The 14,458-nt window shown below is 67.3% G+C and carries 17 protein-coding genes and 1 tRNA gene; 12 read left to right on the top strand and 6 right to left on the bottom strand.

Translation table 11 applies throughout. The features are described 5' to 3' along the window. Window positions 1-45: 45 nt before the first annotated feature. The 6 genes from ACZLIF_RS14535 to ACZLIF_RS14510 all read left to right on the top strand — a co-directional run bounded on the left by ACZLIF_RS14535 (window position 46) and on the right by ACZLIF_RS14510 (window position 4,928). Window positions 46-1,041: a phenylalanine--tRNA ligase subunit alpha gene (locus ACZLIF_RS14535; RefSeq protein ID WP_128988809.1), complete on the top strand. Its 996-nt coding sequence runs from the start codon at window positions 46-48 to the stop codon at window positions 1,039-1,041. An 85-nt stretch (window positions 1,042-1,126) separates the two neighbouring features. Continuing rightward, entirely contained in the window at window positions 1,127-3,508 is a 2,382-nt protein-coding gene (gene pheT / locus ACZLIF_RS14530; RefSeq protein ID WP_128988807.1) for a phenylalanine--tRNA ligase subunit beta, read from the top strand. 27 nt (window positions 3,509-3,535) lie between these two features. Beyond that, a complete protein-coding gene (locus tag ACZLIF_RS14525; protein WP_005410432.1) occupies window positions 3,536-3,835 on the top strand; it encodes an integration host factor subunit alpha in 300 nt (99 codons plus the stop codon). Continuing rightward, complete coding sequence (locus ACZLIF_RS14520) at window positions 3,816-4,172, top strand: MerR family transcriptional regulator (RefSeq protein WP_053518690.1); 357 nt, start codon at window positions 3,816-3,818, stop codon at window positions 4,170-4,172. Before ACZLIF_RS14525 ends, ACZLIF_RS14520 begins: the two co-directional genes overlap by 20 nt. 67 nt (window positions 4,173-4,239) lie before the next feature. Beyond that, window positions 4,240-4,316: transfer RNA gene (locus ACZLIF_RS14515), tRNA-Pro, on the top strand. Window positions 4,317-4,532: 216 nt separating this feature from the next. After that, window positions 4,533-4,928, top strand: coding sequence for a hypothetical protein (locus tag ACZLIF_RS14510; protein ID WP_128988805.1), 396 nt, complete (start codon window positions 4,533-4,535; stop codon window positions 4,926-4,928). A 19-nt stretch (window positions 4,929-4,947) separates the two neighbouring features. On the opposite strand, the gene ACZLIF_RS14505 is transcribed toward ACZLIF_RS14510, so the two are convergent. After that, a complete protein-coding gene (locus tag ACZLIF_RS14505; RefSeq protein ID WP_053518692.1) occupies window positions 4,948-5,643 on the bottom strand; it encodes an aspartate/glutamate racemase family protein in 696 nt (231 codons plus the stop codon). Window positions 5,644-5,750: 107 nt separating this feature from the next. On the opposite strand from ACZLIF_RS14505, the gene ACZLIF_RS14500 reads away from it, so the two are divergent. The 3 genes from ACZLIF_RS14500 (at window position 5,751) to ACZLIF_RS14490 (ending at window position 7,402) form a co-directional block, all read left to right on the top strand. Beyond that, window positions 5,751-6,383 carry a cation efflux transmembrane domain-containing protein gene (locus tag ACZLIF_RS14500; protein WP_080375309.1) on the top strand — a complete coding sequence of 211 codons (633 nt, stop codon included), beginning with the start codon at window positions 5,751-5,753 and terminating at the stop codon, window positions 6,381-6,383. Between the two features lie 97 nt (window positions 6,384-6,480). Next, window positions 6,481-7,122, top strand: a complete 642-nt coding sequence (locus ACZLIF_RS14495; protein ID WP_065175529.1) for a LysE family translocator — start codon at window positions 6,481-6,483, stop codon at window positions 7,120-7,122. A 106-nt stretch (window positions 7,123-7,228) separates the two neighbouring features. Further along, window positions 7,229-7,402, top strand: a complete 174-nt coding sequence (locus ACZLIF_RS14490) for a DUF1328 domain-containing protein (protein ID WP_006380555.1) — start codon at window positions 7,229-7,231, stop codon at window positions 7,400-7,402. A gap of 57 nt (window positions 7,403-7,459) precedes the next feature. On the opposite strand, the gene ACZLIF_RS14485 is transcribed toward ACZLIF_RS14490, so the two are convergent. Continuing rightward, a complete protein-coding gene (locus ACZLIF_RS14485; RefSeq protein WP_128988823.1) occupies window positions 7,460-7,693 on the bottom strand; it encodes a DUF1653 domain-containing protein in 234 nt (77 codons plus the stop codon). Window positions 7,694-7,704: 11 nt separating this feature from the next. Beyond that, window positions 7,705-7,980 carry a hypothetical protein gene (locus ACZLIF_RS14480; RefSeq protein WP_128988803.1) on the bottom strand — a complete coding sequence of 92 codons (276 nt, stop codon included), beginning with the start codon at window positions 7,978-7,980 and terminating at the stop codon, window positions 7,705-7,707. Between the two features lie 404 nt (window positions 7,981-8,384). Between ACZLIF_RS14480 and ACZLIF_RS14475 the strand changes: the two genes are divergently transcribed. The 3 genes from ACZLIF_RS14475 (at window position 8,385) to ACZLIF_RS14465 (ending at window position 9,638) form a co-directional block, all read left to right on the top strand. Continuing rightward, complete coding sequence (locus ACZLIF_RS14475) at window positions 8,385-8,591, top strand: hypothetical protein (protein WP_128988801.1); 207 nt, start codon at window positions 8,385-8,387, stop codon at window positions 8,589-8,591. Window positions 8,592-8,723: 132 nt separating this feature from the next. Continuing rightward, on the top strand, window positions 8,724-9,263 hold the full coding sequence (locus ACZLIF_RS14470) for a DUF3011 domain-containing protein (RefSeq protein WP_128988799.1): 540 nt from the start codon (window positions 8,724-8,726) through the stop codon (window positions 9,261-9,263). Window positions 9,264-9,434: 171 nt separating this feature from the next. After that, the gene (locus tag ACZLIF_RS14465) at window positions 9,435-9,638 is read left to right on the top strand and encodes a hypothetical protein (RefSeq protein WP_053518700.1); all 204 of its coding nucleotides are present in this window, start codon (window positions 9,435-9,437) and stop codon (window positions 9,636-9,638) included. A 70-nt stretch (window positions 9,639-9,708) separates the two neighbouring features. On the opposite strand, the gene dxs is transcribed toward ACZLIF_RS14465, so the two are convergent. From dxs to ACZLIF_RS14450, 3 genes are all read right to left on the bottom strand, one after another. Next, the gene (dxs, locus tag ACZLIF_RS14460; RefSeq protein WP_128988797.1) at window positions 9,709-11,616 is read right to left on the bottom strand and encodes a 1-deoxy-D-xylulose-5-phosphate synthase; all 1,908 of its coding nucleotides are present in this window, start codon (window positions 11,614-11,616) and stop codon (window positions 9,709-9,711) included. Between the two features lie 105 nt (window positions 11,617-11,721). Next, on the bottom strand, window positions 11,722-12,387 hold the full coding sequence (locus tag ACZLIF_RS14455) for an HNH endonuclease (protein WP_053518701.1): 666 nt from the start codon (window positions 12,385-12,387) through the stop codon (window positions 11,722-11,724). A 243-nt stretch (window positions 12,388-12,630) separates the two neighbouring features. Beyond that, window positions 12,631-14,421: an acyl-CoA dehydrogenase C-terminal domain-containing protein gene (locus ACZLIF_RS14450; protein WP_128988795.1), complete on the bottom strand. Its 1,791-nt coding sequence runs from the start codon at window positions 14,419-14,421 to the stop codon at window positions 12,631-12,633. Window positions 14,422-14,458 lie beyond the last annotated feature (37 nt).

The raw sequence follows: 14,458 nt of genomic DNA, 5'->3' as shown, positions 1-14,458 counted from the left end.
TCGCGCATCGCGATGGCAGATCGACTGGAGTTCCGGCCCCCCCCCATGAGCGACATCCAATCCCTCACCACCCAGGCGCTGGCCGATGTGGCCGCCGCACAGAGCCCCGACGTGCTGGAACAGCTGCGCGTGGCCCTGCTTGGCAAGAGTGGCAGCATCACCTCGCAGCTCAAGCAGCTCGGCGCCCTGCCGGCCGACGAGCGCAAGGCTGCCGGTGAAGCGATCAACCAGGCCCGCGACGCGCTGACCCGCGCGCTGGGCGAGCGCAAGGCGCTGCTGGAAGACGCGGCACTGGATGCACGCCTGGCCGCCGAAGCCATCGACATCACCCTGCCGGGTCGCAACGGCGACCGCGCCGGCCTGCATCCGATCACCCGTACCCTGGAGCGCATCACCGGCATCTTCGGCCGGCTGGGCTACGAGCTGTCGGAAGGGCCGGAGATCGAGGATGACTGGCACAACTTCGAGGCGCTGAATTTCCCGCCGCACCACCCGGCGCGCGCCATGCATGACACCTTCTACTTCGGTGACGGCCGCCTGCTGCGTACGCACACCTCCGGTGTGCAGGTGCGCTACATGGGCGACCATGCGCCGCCGCTGCGCATGATCGCCGCCGGCAAGGTGTACCGCAGCGACAGCGATCAGACCCACTCGCCGATGTTCCATCAGGTCGAAGGCCTGCTGGTGGACGAGCACTCGACCTTCGCCGACCTGAAGGGCACGCTTGCCGAATTCGTCCGTGCCTTCTTCGAGCGCGACTTCGAGATGCGCTTCCGTCCCAGCTACTTCCCGTTCGTCGAGCCCGGTGCGGAAGTGGACATCGCCTGGCAGCAGCCCGATGGCAGCACCCGCTGGCTGGAAGTGCTTGGCTGCGGCATGGTCCATCCGAACGTGCTGCGCAGCGTCGGCATCGATCCTGAGCGCTACACCGGTTTCGCCTTCGGCATGGGCGTGGAGCGTTTCGCGATGCTGCGCTACGGCGTCAACGATCTGCGCGCGTTCTTCGAGAACGATGTGCGCTTCCTGAAGCAGTTCGCGTAACGCATTCGGCAACGCCGGGCCCAGCCTGGCGGACTCAAACATTCGACGGCCCAGGCGCCTGCGCCGGGTCCACCAGGGTGACAACATGAAATTCTCCGAAAACTGGCTGCGCAGCCACGTCCCCACCCGCGCGTCGCGCGATGAGCTGAGTGCGGTGCTGACCGCGATCGGCCTGGAAGTGGAAGACGTGACCGCGTTGGGCGAGGGCCTGCAGCACGTGGTGGTGGCGCGCATCGTCGAGGCCGTGCGCCATCCCGAAGCGGACCGCCTGCAGGTCTGCCGGGTCGATGCCGGGCAGGGCGAGCTGCTGCAGATCGTCTGCGGCGCACCGAACGCACGTCCGGGCCTGGTCGCGCCGCTGGCGATGGTCGGTGCGCAGATCGGCGAACTGAAGATCAAGCCGGCCAAGCTGCGGGGTGTCGAGTCCAACGGCATGCTGTGCTCGGCGAAGGAGCTGGGCCTGGACAACGATGCTTCCGGCCTGCTGGAACTGCCCGCGGATGCCCCGGTCGGCCAGGCCCTGGTCGACTACCTGGGCCTGCCCGATGCCAGCATCGAGATCAAGCTGACCCCGAACCGTGCCGACTGTTTCAGCGTGCGCGGCATCGCCTACGACGTGGCGGCCGCCACCCGCAGCCAGGTGCTGGACTTCGCTGCAGCACCGGTCGCCGCCGTCGGCAGCCGCGAGCTGTCGATCCGGCTCGACGCCGGCGCCGAGGCGCCGCGTTACCTGGGGCGCGTCATCGAGGGCCTGAACCCTGCGGCGAAGACCCCGCTGTGGATGGCCGAGCGCCTGCGCCGCAGTGGCGTGCGTCCGGTGTCGCTGCTGGTCGACATCACCCAGTACGTGATGCTGGAACTGGGTCAGCCGATGCATGCCTATGACCTGGGCACCCTGCAGGGCAGCATCGCCGTGCGGCGCGCACGCGCAGGCGAGAGCCTGACGCTGCTCGATGGCCGCGATGCCGTGCTGGACGACAGTTTCCTGGTCGTGACCGATGCTGATCGCGCGGTGGGCCTGGCGGGTCTGATGGGGGGCTTCGATTCCCGTGTGACCGACGCGACCACCAGCGTGTTCCTGGAGGCTGCGCACTTCGCACCGGCAGCGATCATGGGCCGTGGCCGCAAGCTGGGGCTGCACACCGATGCCGGCCACCGCTTCGAGCGCGGCGTCGATCCGGCGCTGCCGCGCACCGCCATCGAGTACGCCACCCGCCTGGTGCTGGACCTGGCCGGCGGCACCCCGGCACCGGTCACCGAGGCCGTGCGCGAGGCTGACCTGCCCCGGCCGGCCACCATCGCGCTGCGCCGCGCGCGCATTACCCGCGTGCTCGGCATCACCATCGAGGATGCCGAAGTGGAGCGCATCCTGCGCGCGCTCGGCATGGAGGTGGTCGCTACGACCGACGGCTGGCAGGTCACCGCACCGAGCCGCCGTTTCGATATCGCCATCGAAGAGGATCTGATCGAAGAGCTGGCCCGCATCCATGGCTACGAGCAGATTCCCACCACCCTGCCGGGCGGTGCCGCGCGCGTGGCGATGCCGAGCGAGACCCAGCTCGACACCCTCAGCGTGCGTCGCCAGCTGATCGCGCGCAACCTGCAGGAAACCCTCAATTTCGCCTTCGTCGACGATGCGCTGCTGACCCAGTGGCAGCTGCGCGACGATCTGGTGCCGCTGGCCAATCCACTGTCGGCCGAACTGGCGGTGATGCGCCCGTCGCTGCTGCCGGGCCTGGTGGCCACGCTGGGCCGCAACGCCGCGCGCCAGCTGGGCCGGGTGCGCCTGTTCGAGATCGGCCGCGTGTTCGCCCGCCAGGCCGGGGAGGGCCAGCCGGCGCCGCTGGAAACTCCGCGTGTTGCTGCCGCGGTGTGCGGCGATGCGCAGGCGGTGCAGTGGGGTCTGCCTTCCCGCAAGGTCGATTTCCATGACCTGAAGGGTGATCTGGAGTCCCTGGCTGCTGCCAGTGGTGCCTCGCTGGAGTTCCGCCCGTCGAGCCGTGCGCATGGCCACCCGGCGCGCTCGGCCGAGGTGTTCCGCGACGGCGTTGCGATCGGCTGGATCGGCCAGATCCATCCGCGCCTGGCCAAGGCGATGGACATCGAGGCCGACGTCTACGCCTTCGAGCTGGACCTGGAGCCGCTGTCGGCGCGCCGCCTGCCGCGTGCCGGCGAGCTGTCGCGCTTCCCGGCGGTGCGCCGCGACCTGGCGTTCCTGGTGCCGGAGCAGGTGGCCTGGAGCGATCTGGCCGCCACGGTCCGCCAGGCCGCCGGCCCGCTCCTGCGCGAGCTGAACCTGTTCGACCGCTATGTGGGCCAAGGGGTCGAGCCGGGATTCAAGAGTCTCGCTATGGGCTTGATTTTGCAGGACAAGTCGCGCACTCTGACGGACCGCGACGTGGATGCGGTGGTGGCCGAGGCGGTCACCGCCATCGAGCGTGAACACCACGCCCGGATCCGCGGCTGAGCGGGCAGCACTCGGGGGTAGCAGGCAATGGCATTGACCAAGGCGGAGATGGCGGAAAAGCTGTTCGACGAAGTCGGTCTGAACAAGCGTGAAGCCAAGGAATTCGTCGACGCGTTTTTCGATGTGCTGCGTGAAGCATTGGAACAGGGACGTCAGGTGAAGCTGTCGGGCTTCGGCAATTTCGACCTGCGGCGCAAGAACCAGCGTCCGGGCCGCAATCCGAAGACCGGCGAGGAAATTCCGATTTCCGCCCGTACGGTGGTCACCTTCCGTCCGGGCCAGAAGCTCAAGGAAAGGGTGGAAGCTTATGCTGGATCCGGGCAGTAACCGCGAACTACCGCCGATCCCGGCCAAGCGCTACTTCACCATCGGTGAAGTGAGCGAGCTGTGCGACGTCAAGCCGCACGTGCTGCGCTACTGGGAAACAGAGTTTCCCAGCCTTGAGCCGGCCAAGCGCCGCGGCAACCGCCGCTACTACCAGCGCCATGACGTGCTGATGGTGCGGCAGATCCGCAGCCTGCTGTACGAACAGGGCTACACGATCGGCGGTGCCCGCCTGCGTCTGGAGGGCCCCGATGCCCGCGAGGAATCGGCGCTGAGCAACCAGATCATCAAGCAGGTGCGGATGGAGCTGGAAGAAGTGCTGCAATTGCTTCGCCGGTGACCCAAATCCCGCGTGATCCGCTATACTTCACGCCCCGCCGCACTGGCGGGAACATCGCAGCATCAGTCGGGGCGTAGCGCAGCCTGGTAGCGCATCTGCCTGGGGGGCAGAGGGTCGTCGGTTCGAATCCGGCCGTCCCGACCACTGTGATGGAACAGAAGGCCCGCGCAGCGATGCGTGGGCTTTTTTGTGGGTGAACCGATGGGCGATGCGGCCGTGTACGCCGGCCCATGCGTGACCGACATCCCGTATCATCGCTGCACATCCGATCGCATCGGCTTCTCCTTCCGTCTCTCTTCCGCGTCCGCTGGCGCAGCATGTGGCTGCGGTCACGGGCGTGCAGCGGGTCCGTGGAGGTGGATGCGCGGACCACGACGACCACAGGGGGTTGCGTTGATCAGCAGTACCGTCATTCATCGCTCGGCTGAGGCAGGTGCCGCCGAGGTGCAGGTCCTGGACACCACGTTCAAGGGCAAGCACGTCTTTGTCAGCTGGGGCCTGCGTGGGCCCGAGTTGACCCGCAGTGCCGACCCGGTCGCAACGGTGGCTGCGCGCCGCGCATTGCAGGCCGTTTCCCGGCACAACGAGGGGCCGCGCAGCCCCGAAGTGTTCATCGCCAACCAGTCGGCGGTGGCGATCACGGTCTATCGGTTGTTGACCGAGGCGCGGTCCGGGGATGCGATCTTCTTCCTGTGCGACTCGCAGGCGGTGGTGGATTGGCTGGTCACGGCGCTGGAAGTGCAGGGGGCGGAGTGATCGCGTCCACGCCGGCCGTCTATCCCGCCAGCGCGGCGTCAACCGCTGCCTGGGCGTGCAGGCTGGTGGTGTCGAACAGCGGCACCGCACTGTCCTGCGGGCGTACCAGCAGCATGATTTCGGTACAGCCGAGAATGATCGCTTCGGCACCACGCGCCACCAGCCGCGCGATCACGTCTGCGTAGACCTGTCGCGAGCGCTCGCTGACCACGCCGGCGATCAGCTCCTGGTAGATGATGTCGTGGACCTGCTGGCGATCTTCGGCGTCGGGTACCAGCACTTCCAGCCCGAAGCGACCGGCCAGGCGTCCCCGGTAGAAGTCCTGTTCCATTGTGAAAGCAGTACCGAGCAGGCCCACCCTGCGCCAACCGGCCGCCACGATGGCGGTGGCGGTCGGGTCGGCGATGTGCAGCAGCGGCAGCGGGCAGGCTGCTTCGATCTGTGCGGTCAGCGCGTGCATCGTGTTGGTGCAGATCAGCAGTACATCGGCGCCGCCCGCCTGCAACCGCTCTGCCGCATCCACCATGTGCCGCGCAAGCGCATCCCAGTCGCCGTCGTGCTGCAACTGCTTGATCGGAGCGAAATCCACCGACCACATCAGCAGCTGCGCCGAGTGCGCGGCCCCCAGGCGACGGCGCACCTCTTCGTTGATGAGGCGGTAGTACTGCGCCGAACTCTCCCAGCTCATGCCGCCGATCAGGCCCAGGGTCTTCATGTGCCGCTCCAGGTGGGGAGGCGCCATTGCAGCACAGGCGGGCGGCGATGTCGCCGCGACCGCTGACAGGCGCGATAATGCGGCCATCGATGATCGAGGGCAGGGTGATGGGCGAATGCTGTGGCTGCGGCAGGACGATGGACCTGGCGGCGATGCAGGCGCGTCACCGCCGCGTGCTGCGGATCGTGCTGCTGGTCAACCTTGCCACGTTCGCGATGATGGTGCTGGCTGCCTGGTACAGCCATTCTTCGTCACTGCTGTCCGGTGCGCTGGATAATCTGGGCGACGCGGCCACCTATGCGCTCAGCCTCGCGGTGGTGGGTGCGGGCATCGTCGCCAAGGCACGTGTGGCGCTGTTCAAGGGGCTGCTGATCCTTGCCGCAGCGGTGGCCGTGGCGGTGCAGATCGGTTGGCGCCTGCTGCATCCGGAGGTGCCGCTGTTCGCCAGCATGGGCTTGGCCGCCCTGCTCAATCTGGCAGCCAATGCACTGTGCCTGTGGCTGCTCACACCCTATCGCAACGATGACGTCAACCTGGCGTCCGCCTGGGAGTGCTCGCGCAACGATCTGTACGAGGGCTCGGCGGTGCTGCTGGCTGCAGGGCTGGTGGCGCTGTTCGGTGCGGGCTGGCCCGATCTGCTGGTGGCGGCCGCACTGCTGGTGCTGTTTCTGCGGTCGGCGATGCGTGTGCTGGGTACGGCGTGGTCGGAGCTGCGCGCGGCACGGCAGGTTCATGCGTGAGTGGCCGCCTGTAACCGTCGCATCGGCATCGCGCTGTATGTGACGTCGCGGTGAGCCACCGCCTATGCTGGGACGGTTCTCTTTCGTGGATGGCCGAATGTCCCTGCAGACCTGGTGGTGGTTCCTGGCTACGGTGTTCGTGCTGTGTGGCACGCCTGGACCGAACATGCTGCATATCCTCGGACGCAGCGTCGGCTTGGGATTCCGCGCCAGCCTCCCGGCCATGGCCGGCTGCCTGCTGGCCATGCTGGCGGTACTGGCGGCCTCCGCCGCCGGGTTGAGCGCACTGCTGCACTCCTCACCCATGCTGTTTGAAGTGCTGCGCTATCTGGGCGTGGCCTACCTGGCCTGGCTGGGCCTGAAAGCGTGGCGCGACAGCAGCCGGCCGGCAGCGCCGGTGGACGTTGAGGCCCCGGCGACGGTCCTGCCAGCGGACGGAGCCTGGGCGGTATTCCGCGGCGGCCTGCTGGTGGGCCTGAGCAATCCCAAGCTGCTGCTGTTCGCCACGGCGTTCCTGCCGCAGTTCGTCGATCCCGCGCGGGGTCAGGCCGTGCAGTACAGCGTCCTGGTGGCAACCTTCGCCAGCTGCGAGCTGTTCTGGTACGTGATGTATGCCGCCGGTGGCCATGGCCTGCGCCGTTGGCTCGGCCGGCCGTTCGCCCGGCGCTGGTTCGAGCGGCTGGTGGGCAGCGTGTTCCTGGCGTTCGCGGTGGCCCTGCTGCGCTTCCGGCCCCGTTGATCCGTATGCGGCTTCACGCCGCACGCGCGGCTCCCTCACGAGGCTGGCATCGGCTGCGGCCTAGGCTGATCGCACTGTTTTCAGTCCCTGTGGGGAAAGGATCGACATGATCAAGTGGGCCATCATCTTCGCCATCATCGGTGTGATCGCCGGCGTGCTCGGCTTCGGCGGCATCGCGGGTGCCGCGGTGGGTATCGCCAAGTTCCTGTTCTGGGCCGGCATCATCATTGCCGTGGTGCTGTTCCTGCTGGGCATGACCGTCGCGAAGAAGGTCAGCTAGCGGCCGCCTGCGTGGCAGCGCGCGCAGGCGTGCGCTGCCACGCGAGACGCGCAGTCTTCAGTCTTCGATACGTGCGAAACGAGGCTGTGTGCCAAGTGCGCCCGGTACCTGTTCTACGAACATGGCGTACGGTCGCACCCACAATCCGCCTTCGCCATACAGTGCGCGGTACAGCACCATCGGCTGCAGGGTCTCGCTGCTGCGCACGATGTCGATCACTTCATACTCGCCGCCCTTGAAATGGCGATAGCGGCCGCGCGCAAGCGTGGGCAGGGGACTGAGCGCCGTCATGGAGGCGGCGCTCATCTGCGCGCCGGCTGTGCCGGCATCGCGCAGTAGGCGTCGATCGCCTCGGCGGTGTTGGCCAGGCCCTGCGCCTGGGCCAGTTCCCAGGGGCGCTCGCAGCGCTGGCTGCGCTCGCACCACTGGTAGCCAGCCGAGCCGATGCAGCCATGGGCATCGCGATCACCGCCGACTACGGGGACGGAAGTGGCTGCCGCTTCGCGCACGGGCGTCTGTTGCGGTGCCGCGCAGGCGGCCAGGGCCAGCAGCATCGGCGCCAGCATGAGGGCTTTCATCGAGGACACTCCGTGGCCTAAACCATCAGTGTGCGGCGGGCCAGCAGCAGCGGCAAGCGCTCAACTCATCGACGCGCGGATCAGTTCCTCGATCAGGACCAGGTAGCAGGCTGCGAAGTAGAACTTCAGCAGCGTCGAGCGCTGCGGCGGTTGGAAGGTGCGCATGTGGAAGGGGCCCCTGTTGGTGACGATAGTGTGAAGCCAAGCTGACTTCGTGACAAGAATCACGAAAGTCATGGGGTGAACGGGCTCAGGGATGTGACGAAGCGCGAATTCCGATCCGCCGGCGGGGATTTTTCGGACAAATCTGATAGGCCCTGCCTGAAGCGCTCGCTAGCCTGAACAGGTATCGGCGCTCTCACTTCGTTTCGGCGCCCCGCCCATTCCCTCCTTTGGAGTCGATCATGGTGTTTACCGTTCACTGCAATGCCCAGCACTGGTACGTGCTGGACCCCGAGGCGCGCACCACCGCTTCGTTCGCCCGTGGCGCCGACGCGTTCGATGTCGCCGCCGAACTGGCCCAGGAGCATCACCGACGCACGGGCCAACACTGCATCGTGCGTGTGGAGGCGCTGGGGGGGGGCGTGGATGTACTGCGGATCGGTGCCTAGCGGCCGACCCTGCGGCGCAGTCAGCCGCGGTTGAGCTGTTTGAATGGGGAAAGAACCGGCGGTGCGTTGCCCTCTGTGCGCCGCGCTGCGAATCCCGGATGCTTGCCGCCACGCATTCATCTGGAGATTTCGATGGGCAACGCACTCACCTGGCGCACCCTGGCCTGCACACTGCTGCCGATGCTGGCCGCCGCCGGGAGCGCGCAGGCGCAGTACTACGGTTACGACGATGATCGCCATGGCGGCCGCGACGGCGGCGGCATCGTGCGATGCGAATCGATCAAGAACCGCAGCAATGAGTGCCGCCTGGAAGGGCGGCCCCGGTTGATCCGCCAGTTGTCCGGCTCGCCGTGCGTGGAGGGCGAGACCTGGGGCCAGTCGCGTTCCGGGGTGTGGGTGACCCGGGGCTGCCGGGCCGAGTTCGTCGGCGAATCGCGTCGTGGCGGCGGCTGGGGCGGTGGATGGGGGAACGGGAATGGCCGCGGTGGCGAAGTCATCGCCTGTCATTCCAACGGCCATCGACAGGAATACTGTGACACCCGGGTCCGCCGCAGCGTACGCCTGATCCGGCAGGACTCCCGCAGTGCCTGTATCGAAGGCCGGACCTGGGGCTGGGACCGTCGCGGCATCTGGGTCAGCGATGGTTGTCGCGCCCAGTTCCAGGTGAACTGAGTCCTTCCGGCCATCTGCGTCAAAATCAGAAAAATCTGATATTGCTCACAGTTTGAACGCCGTATCGTCTGCAATCAGGACACGGGGTGTCTTGATTGCATCGGCAATCCGTGCCGGCACCGGTGCACGCCTTCCGCCATCATCGATACGCTGCCTCAAGGAGTGAGCTGCATGTTGATCCGCCTTCAGTGCGAACAGCGCCAATGGCGCGTTCTGCACCCGGATAGACCGGAGCCGATCGAGTTCCGCGACGGCGCCCGGGCCTTCGATTTCGCCCAGGCCCTGGCCCGGCTGCACTTCGTGGACACCGGGCAGCGCGCCGCCGTGCGCGTGGAAGCCAGCGGCGCGTTCGTGGAAGCGATCAGCTACGGTTGAACAGGGACCGCGCGTCGTTCCGCAGCAGGCGCGGGGAAACCGGGCGCCTGCCCGGTTCCACCCGGAACGGTCAGCCCGCCGCGCTCAGCGGCGGAAGGGTGGCAGCCAGCTGCGGCCAGCGCTTGAGCACGGCCGCGCGGATCCCGGCGGCATCGATGCCGGCTTCTGCCAGCAGGTCCTCGCGGCTGGCATGATGCTGGTAGGCATCGGGCAGGCCGAGATGCAGGATCGGTCGCAGCACCGCTTCGGCATTGAGCAGTTCGGCCACGCCGGAACCGGCACCACCGGCTACCACGTTGTCTTCGATGGTCACCAGGCCTTCGTGCTGGGCGGCCATTGCCAGTACCAGGTCGCGGTCCAGCGGCTTGATGAAGCGCATGTTGACCACGCTCAGGCCCAACTCGCGGCCCACCTGTTCGGCGGCGGCAACGGTACTGCCGAACGCCAGCAGGGCGATGTGGCTGCCCTGCACGCGCAGCTCGCCCTTGCCGATCGGCAGCGTGGACAGGTCGCTGCCGGCCGCGACGCCGGTACCGCTGCCACGCGGGTAACGCACCGCAGCCGGACCGGCGTACTGCAGGCCCGTGCTGAGCATCTGCCTGCACTCTGCCTCGTTCGACGGGGCCATCACCACCATGTTCGGCACGCAGCGCAGGAAGCTCAGGTCGAGGTTGCCGGCATGGGTCGCTCCATCCGGTCCGACCACGCCGGCGCGATCAATCGCGAACAGCACGTCGAGGTCCTGGATGGCCACGTCATGCACCAGCTGGTCGTACGCGCGCTGCAGGAAGGTGGAATAGATCGCCACCACCGGCTTGCCGCCCTGGGTGGCCATGCCGGCGGCCAGGGTGACCGCGTGCTGCTCGGCGATCGCCACGTCGAAGTAGCGCTGCGGGTATTCCCTGCTGAAGCGCACCAGGCCGGAGCCTTCGCGCATCGCCGGGGTGATGCCGTACAGGCGTGGCTCCGCGGCGGCAGCGTCGCACAGCCAGTCGCCGAACACGTCGGTGTAGGTCGGCTTCTTGGCGCCGGTCTTGGCCACCAGGCCCTTGTCGGGATCGAACGGGCCCACTGCGTGATAACCGATCTGGTCGCCTTCGGCAGGCTCGTAGCCCTTGCCCTTGGTGGTCATCACGTGCAGCAGCTTGGGGCCCTTGGAGGCGCGCAGCGTCTTCAGCGTGGACAGCAGGGCGGGCAGGTCATGGCCGTCGATCGGGCCGGTGTAGTGGAAGCCCATCTCCTCGAACATCGTGGAGGGCACGAACATGCCTTTCCAGTGCTCTTCCCAGCGCTTCACGAAGCGCGCCGGATTGTTCTTCTTGTCGCCCAGGATCTTCTTGCCGCCTTCGCGCAGTGCATTGAGCGTGCGGCTGCCGGTGGCGCGGCCGAGCATCTTGGTCAGCCCGCCGACGGCCTCGGAGATCGACATGTTGTTGTCGTTGAGGATCACCAGCAGATTCGGCTCCGGCTCCATGCCGCCCGCGTGCATCAGCGCCTCGAAGGCCATGCCGGCGGTCATCGCGCCGTCACCGATCACTGCCACGATCTTGCGGTCGTCGCCCTGTGACTGGCGGGCGATGGCCATGCCCAGTGCGGCCGAGATCGAGGTCGAGGAATGGCCGACGCCGAAGGTGTCGAACTCGCTTTCCTCGCGCTTGGGGAACGGCGCCACGCCATCCTTCTGCTTGACGGTGTGGATCTCGTCACGGCGGCCGGTGAGGATCTTGTGCGGGTAGGTCTGATGGCCCACATCCCAGACCAGCTGGTCATGCGGGGTCTGGTACAGGTAGTGCAGGGCGACGGTGAGTTCGATCACGCCCAGGCCGGCGGCGAAGTGTCCGCCGCTCTTGCCCACCGATTCGATGAGGTAGGCGCGCAGTTCGTCGGCGACCGCCCTCAGCTCGGATTCGTCGAACGTGCGCAGGTCATCCGGCGTCTGGATGTGCGCGAGGCGGGGATAGCGGGCAGAGTCGATCATCATGTTCGCACGTGTTCTGAACGACCATTTTCGCCCTCAAACGGGGGTGGGGCAAGCAAACGCCGCCGTCCGTGACAGGACGGTGAGGGTTGCCGGCCGGCAGGTTCAGGTGCTGAGCTTGGAACGCTTGGGCAGCTGCGCTTTCAGGAACGCCATCTGGTCGGCCAGGATGTTGCGGTTGGACAGGATCAGGTGCTCGATCCAGCTGGGCCGGTAGGGCACCGCCAGCAGCGGCATGCCGGCCTGCTGCGGGGTACGGTCGCTCTTGCGCGAGTTGCAGTGGAAGCAGGCGGTGACCACGTTTTCCCAGCAGTCCAGCCCGCCCTTGGACAGCGGCATGACGTGGTCGCGGGTCAGCGAGGGACGGTTGAACTGCTGGCCGCAGTACAGGCACAGGTGCGAATCGCGGGCGAACAGGGCCGGGTTGGTCAGGTTCGGGGTAGGGTCGATGGCACGGGATCGCGCGTGGCCGCGCGCGGCGATGATCGGATGCAGGTCCAGGCCACTCTGCAGGCCGCTGAACCGGTTGGTTCCGCCGTGGATGTGCAGGCAGGGGTCGCCAAGGGTCCAGGCGACGGCCTCGCGGGCGTAGAGGCAGGCGGCATCCTGCCAGGTGATCCAGTCCAGTACGCGTCCGTGGGCGTCGAGCGAGAGCAGCCGGACCGAACCGGGGCGGTGCAACGTCGTGACGTTGGGCGATGCTTCGACGCCCGGAGCAGAAAGCGGGGCTCCGGCTTCGATCAGACCCAAGCGTGTAGTGTCTGTCTCCATCGGGAGAACAGCTTATACCTGAATGTTGACGATTTGTGTATCGCCCGTCGGCGATACGCAAATCGCAAGATTCAGGTCCGCGCATTCCTCCTGTCCCCCGCGCCGTTGGCGCGCCCCCCTTAACAAAGGGGGGCTTTTCTCCAGAGGGATCGAGGGCGTTCAGGCCGGGGTCGGATCCCTTTCCGAAGGAAAAGGCTCTGACCCCTCATCCACGCATGGCGTGGATCTACCGGCGGGATGGGCTCAGGCGCCGAAGCGCTCGTCGTCCATCGCCATCAGCGGCGCCGCACCGGCCTGGATCGCGGCAGCATGGCTGAGCGTACGCGGCAGCACACGGGCGAAGTAGAAGCGCGCGGTCTCGCGCTTGCCCTGCGCGAATGCCGCGCCGTGCGCACTGGCGTCGGCGGCGGCGACACTGCGTGCCCACCAGTACGCCAGCACCACGTAGCCGGAATAGAACAGGTAGTCGTAGCTGGCCGCACCCAGCTCGTCCGGGTTGCCGGCCGCGCGCTGCAGCACGTCCATGGTCAGCTTGCCCCATTCGGCCGCCTTGGCGCGCAGCGGGCCGATGAACTCGGCCAGCGCTTCGTTGCCCTCGTGTTCCCTGGCGAAGGCCTCGATCTCGGCCAGCATCAGCTTGAGGCCTGCCCCCTGGCTGGAGGCGGTCTTGCGGCCGATCAGGTCCAGGGCCTGGATGCCGGTGGTGCCTTCATACAACGTGGTGATGCGTGCATCGCGCGCCAGCTGCTCCATGCCGTGTTCGCGGATGTAGCCGTGGCCACCGAAGCACTGCAGGGCGTTGTAGGTGTTCTCGATGCCCCATTCGGTCTGGCACGCCTTGGAGATCGGGGTCAGGAAGCTCACCAGGGTGTCGGCGCGCTCGCGCTCGGCGGCGTCGTCGGCGCGGTGGGCGATGTCGATCAGGGTGGCCGCGTGCAGGGCCAGCAGGCGGCTGCCTTCCACCAGTGACTTCACCGTCAGCAGCATGCGGCGCACGTCCGGATGGACCAGGATCGGGTCGGCCGGCCTGTCCGGGAACTTCGCGCCGCTCAGGGCGCGCGACTGCAGGCGCTCACGGCTGTACTTGAGCGCGTTCTGATAGGCGCGTTCGGACAGGCCGATGCCCTGCAGGCCGACGCCCAGGCGCGCAGTGTTCATCATGGTGAACATTGCCTGCAGGCCCTTGTGCGGCTGGCCGACCAGATAGCCCTGCGCGCCGTCGAAGTTCATCACGCAGGTGACCGAGCCCTTGATGCCCATCTTGTGCTCGATGGAGCCGCAGCGCAGCGCGTTGCGCTCGCCGATGTTGCCCTCGCGGTCGACCTTGAACTTCGGGGTGACGAACAGCGAGATTCCCTTTGCACCCGGCGGCGCGTCGGGCAGCTTGGCCAGCACCAGGTGCACGATGTTGCCGGTCAGGTCGTGCTCGCCGGCAGTGATGAAGATCTTGGTGCCAGTGATCGCGTAGCTGCCATCGGCGTTCGGCTCGGCCTTGGTCTTGAGCAGGCCCAGGTCGGTACCGCAGTGCGGTTCGGTCAGGCACATGGTGCCGGTCCAGCGGCCTTCGATCAGGGGCTTCAGGAAGGCGTCGTGCTGCCACGCTTCGCCGTGCTGCTTGAGCGCTTCAATGGCGCCGTGCGAGAGCAGCGGGAAATTGCCCCACGCCAGATTGGCAGCGTTGATCATTTCGTTCAGCGGCACGCCCAGGGTGTGCGGCAGGCCCTGGCCGCCCAGCTCGGGTGCGGCGGTCAGGCCGGTCCAGCCGCCGTCGACGAACTGGTCATAGGCCTGCTTGAAGCCAGGCGGGGTGGTGACTTCGCCGGTGGCCTGGTCGAGCACGCAGCCGATTTCATCGCCCACGCTGTTGAGCGGGGCCAGCACGCTCGCGCTGAAACGGCCGGCTTCCTCCAGCACGGCATCGACCACGTCGGCGGTGGCGTCGGTGAAGCCCAGGCGGGCGAACAGCGGTTCGACCTTGAGCACGTCGTGCAGGGCGAAACGGAGGTCGGAAAGCGGGGCGGTGTAGCTGCTCATCGGATACGTCTCGATCAGGGACAGGGAGAGCGGCGCG

This window comes from Stenotrophomonas sp. 2201_Sma (genome assembly GCF_056486685.1).
Note: the sequence above shows the minus strand (reverse complement) of the source record. Positions and strands in the feature narration are given on the sequence as shown.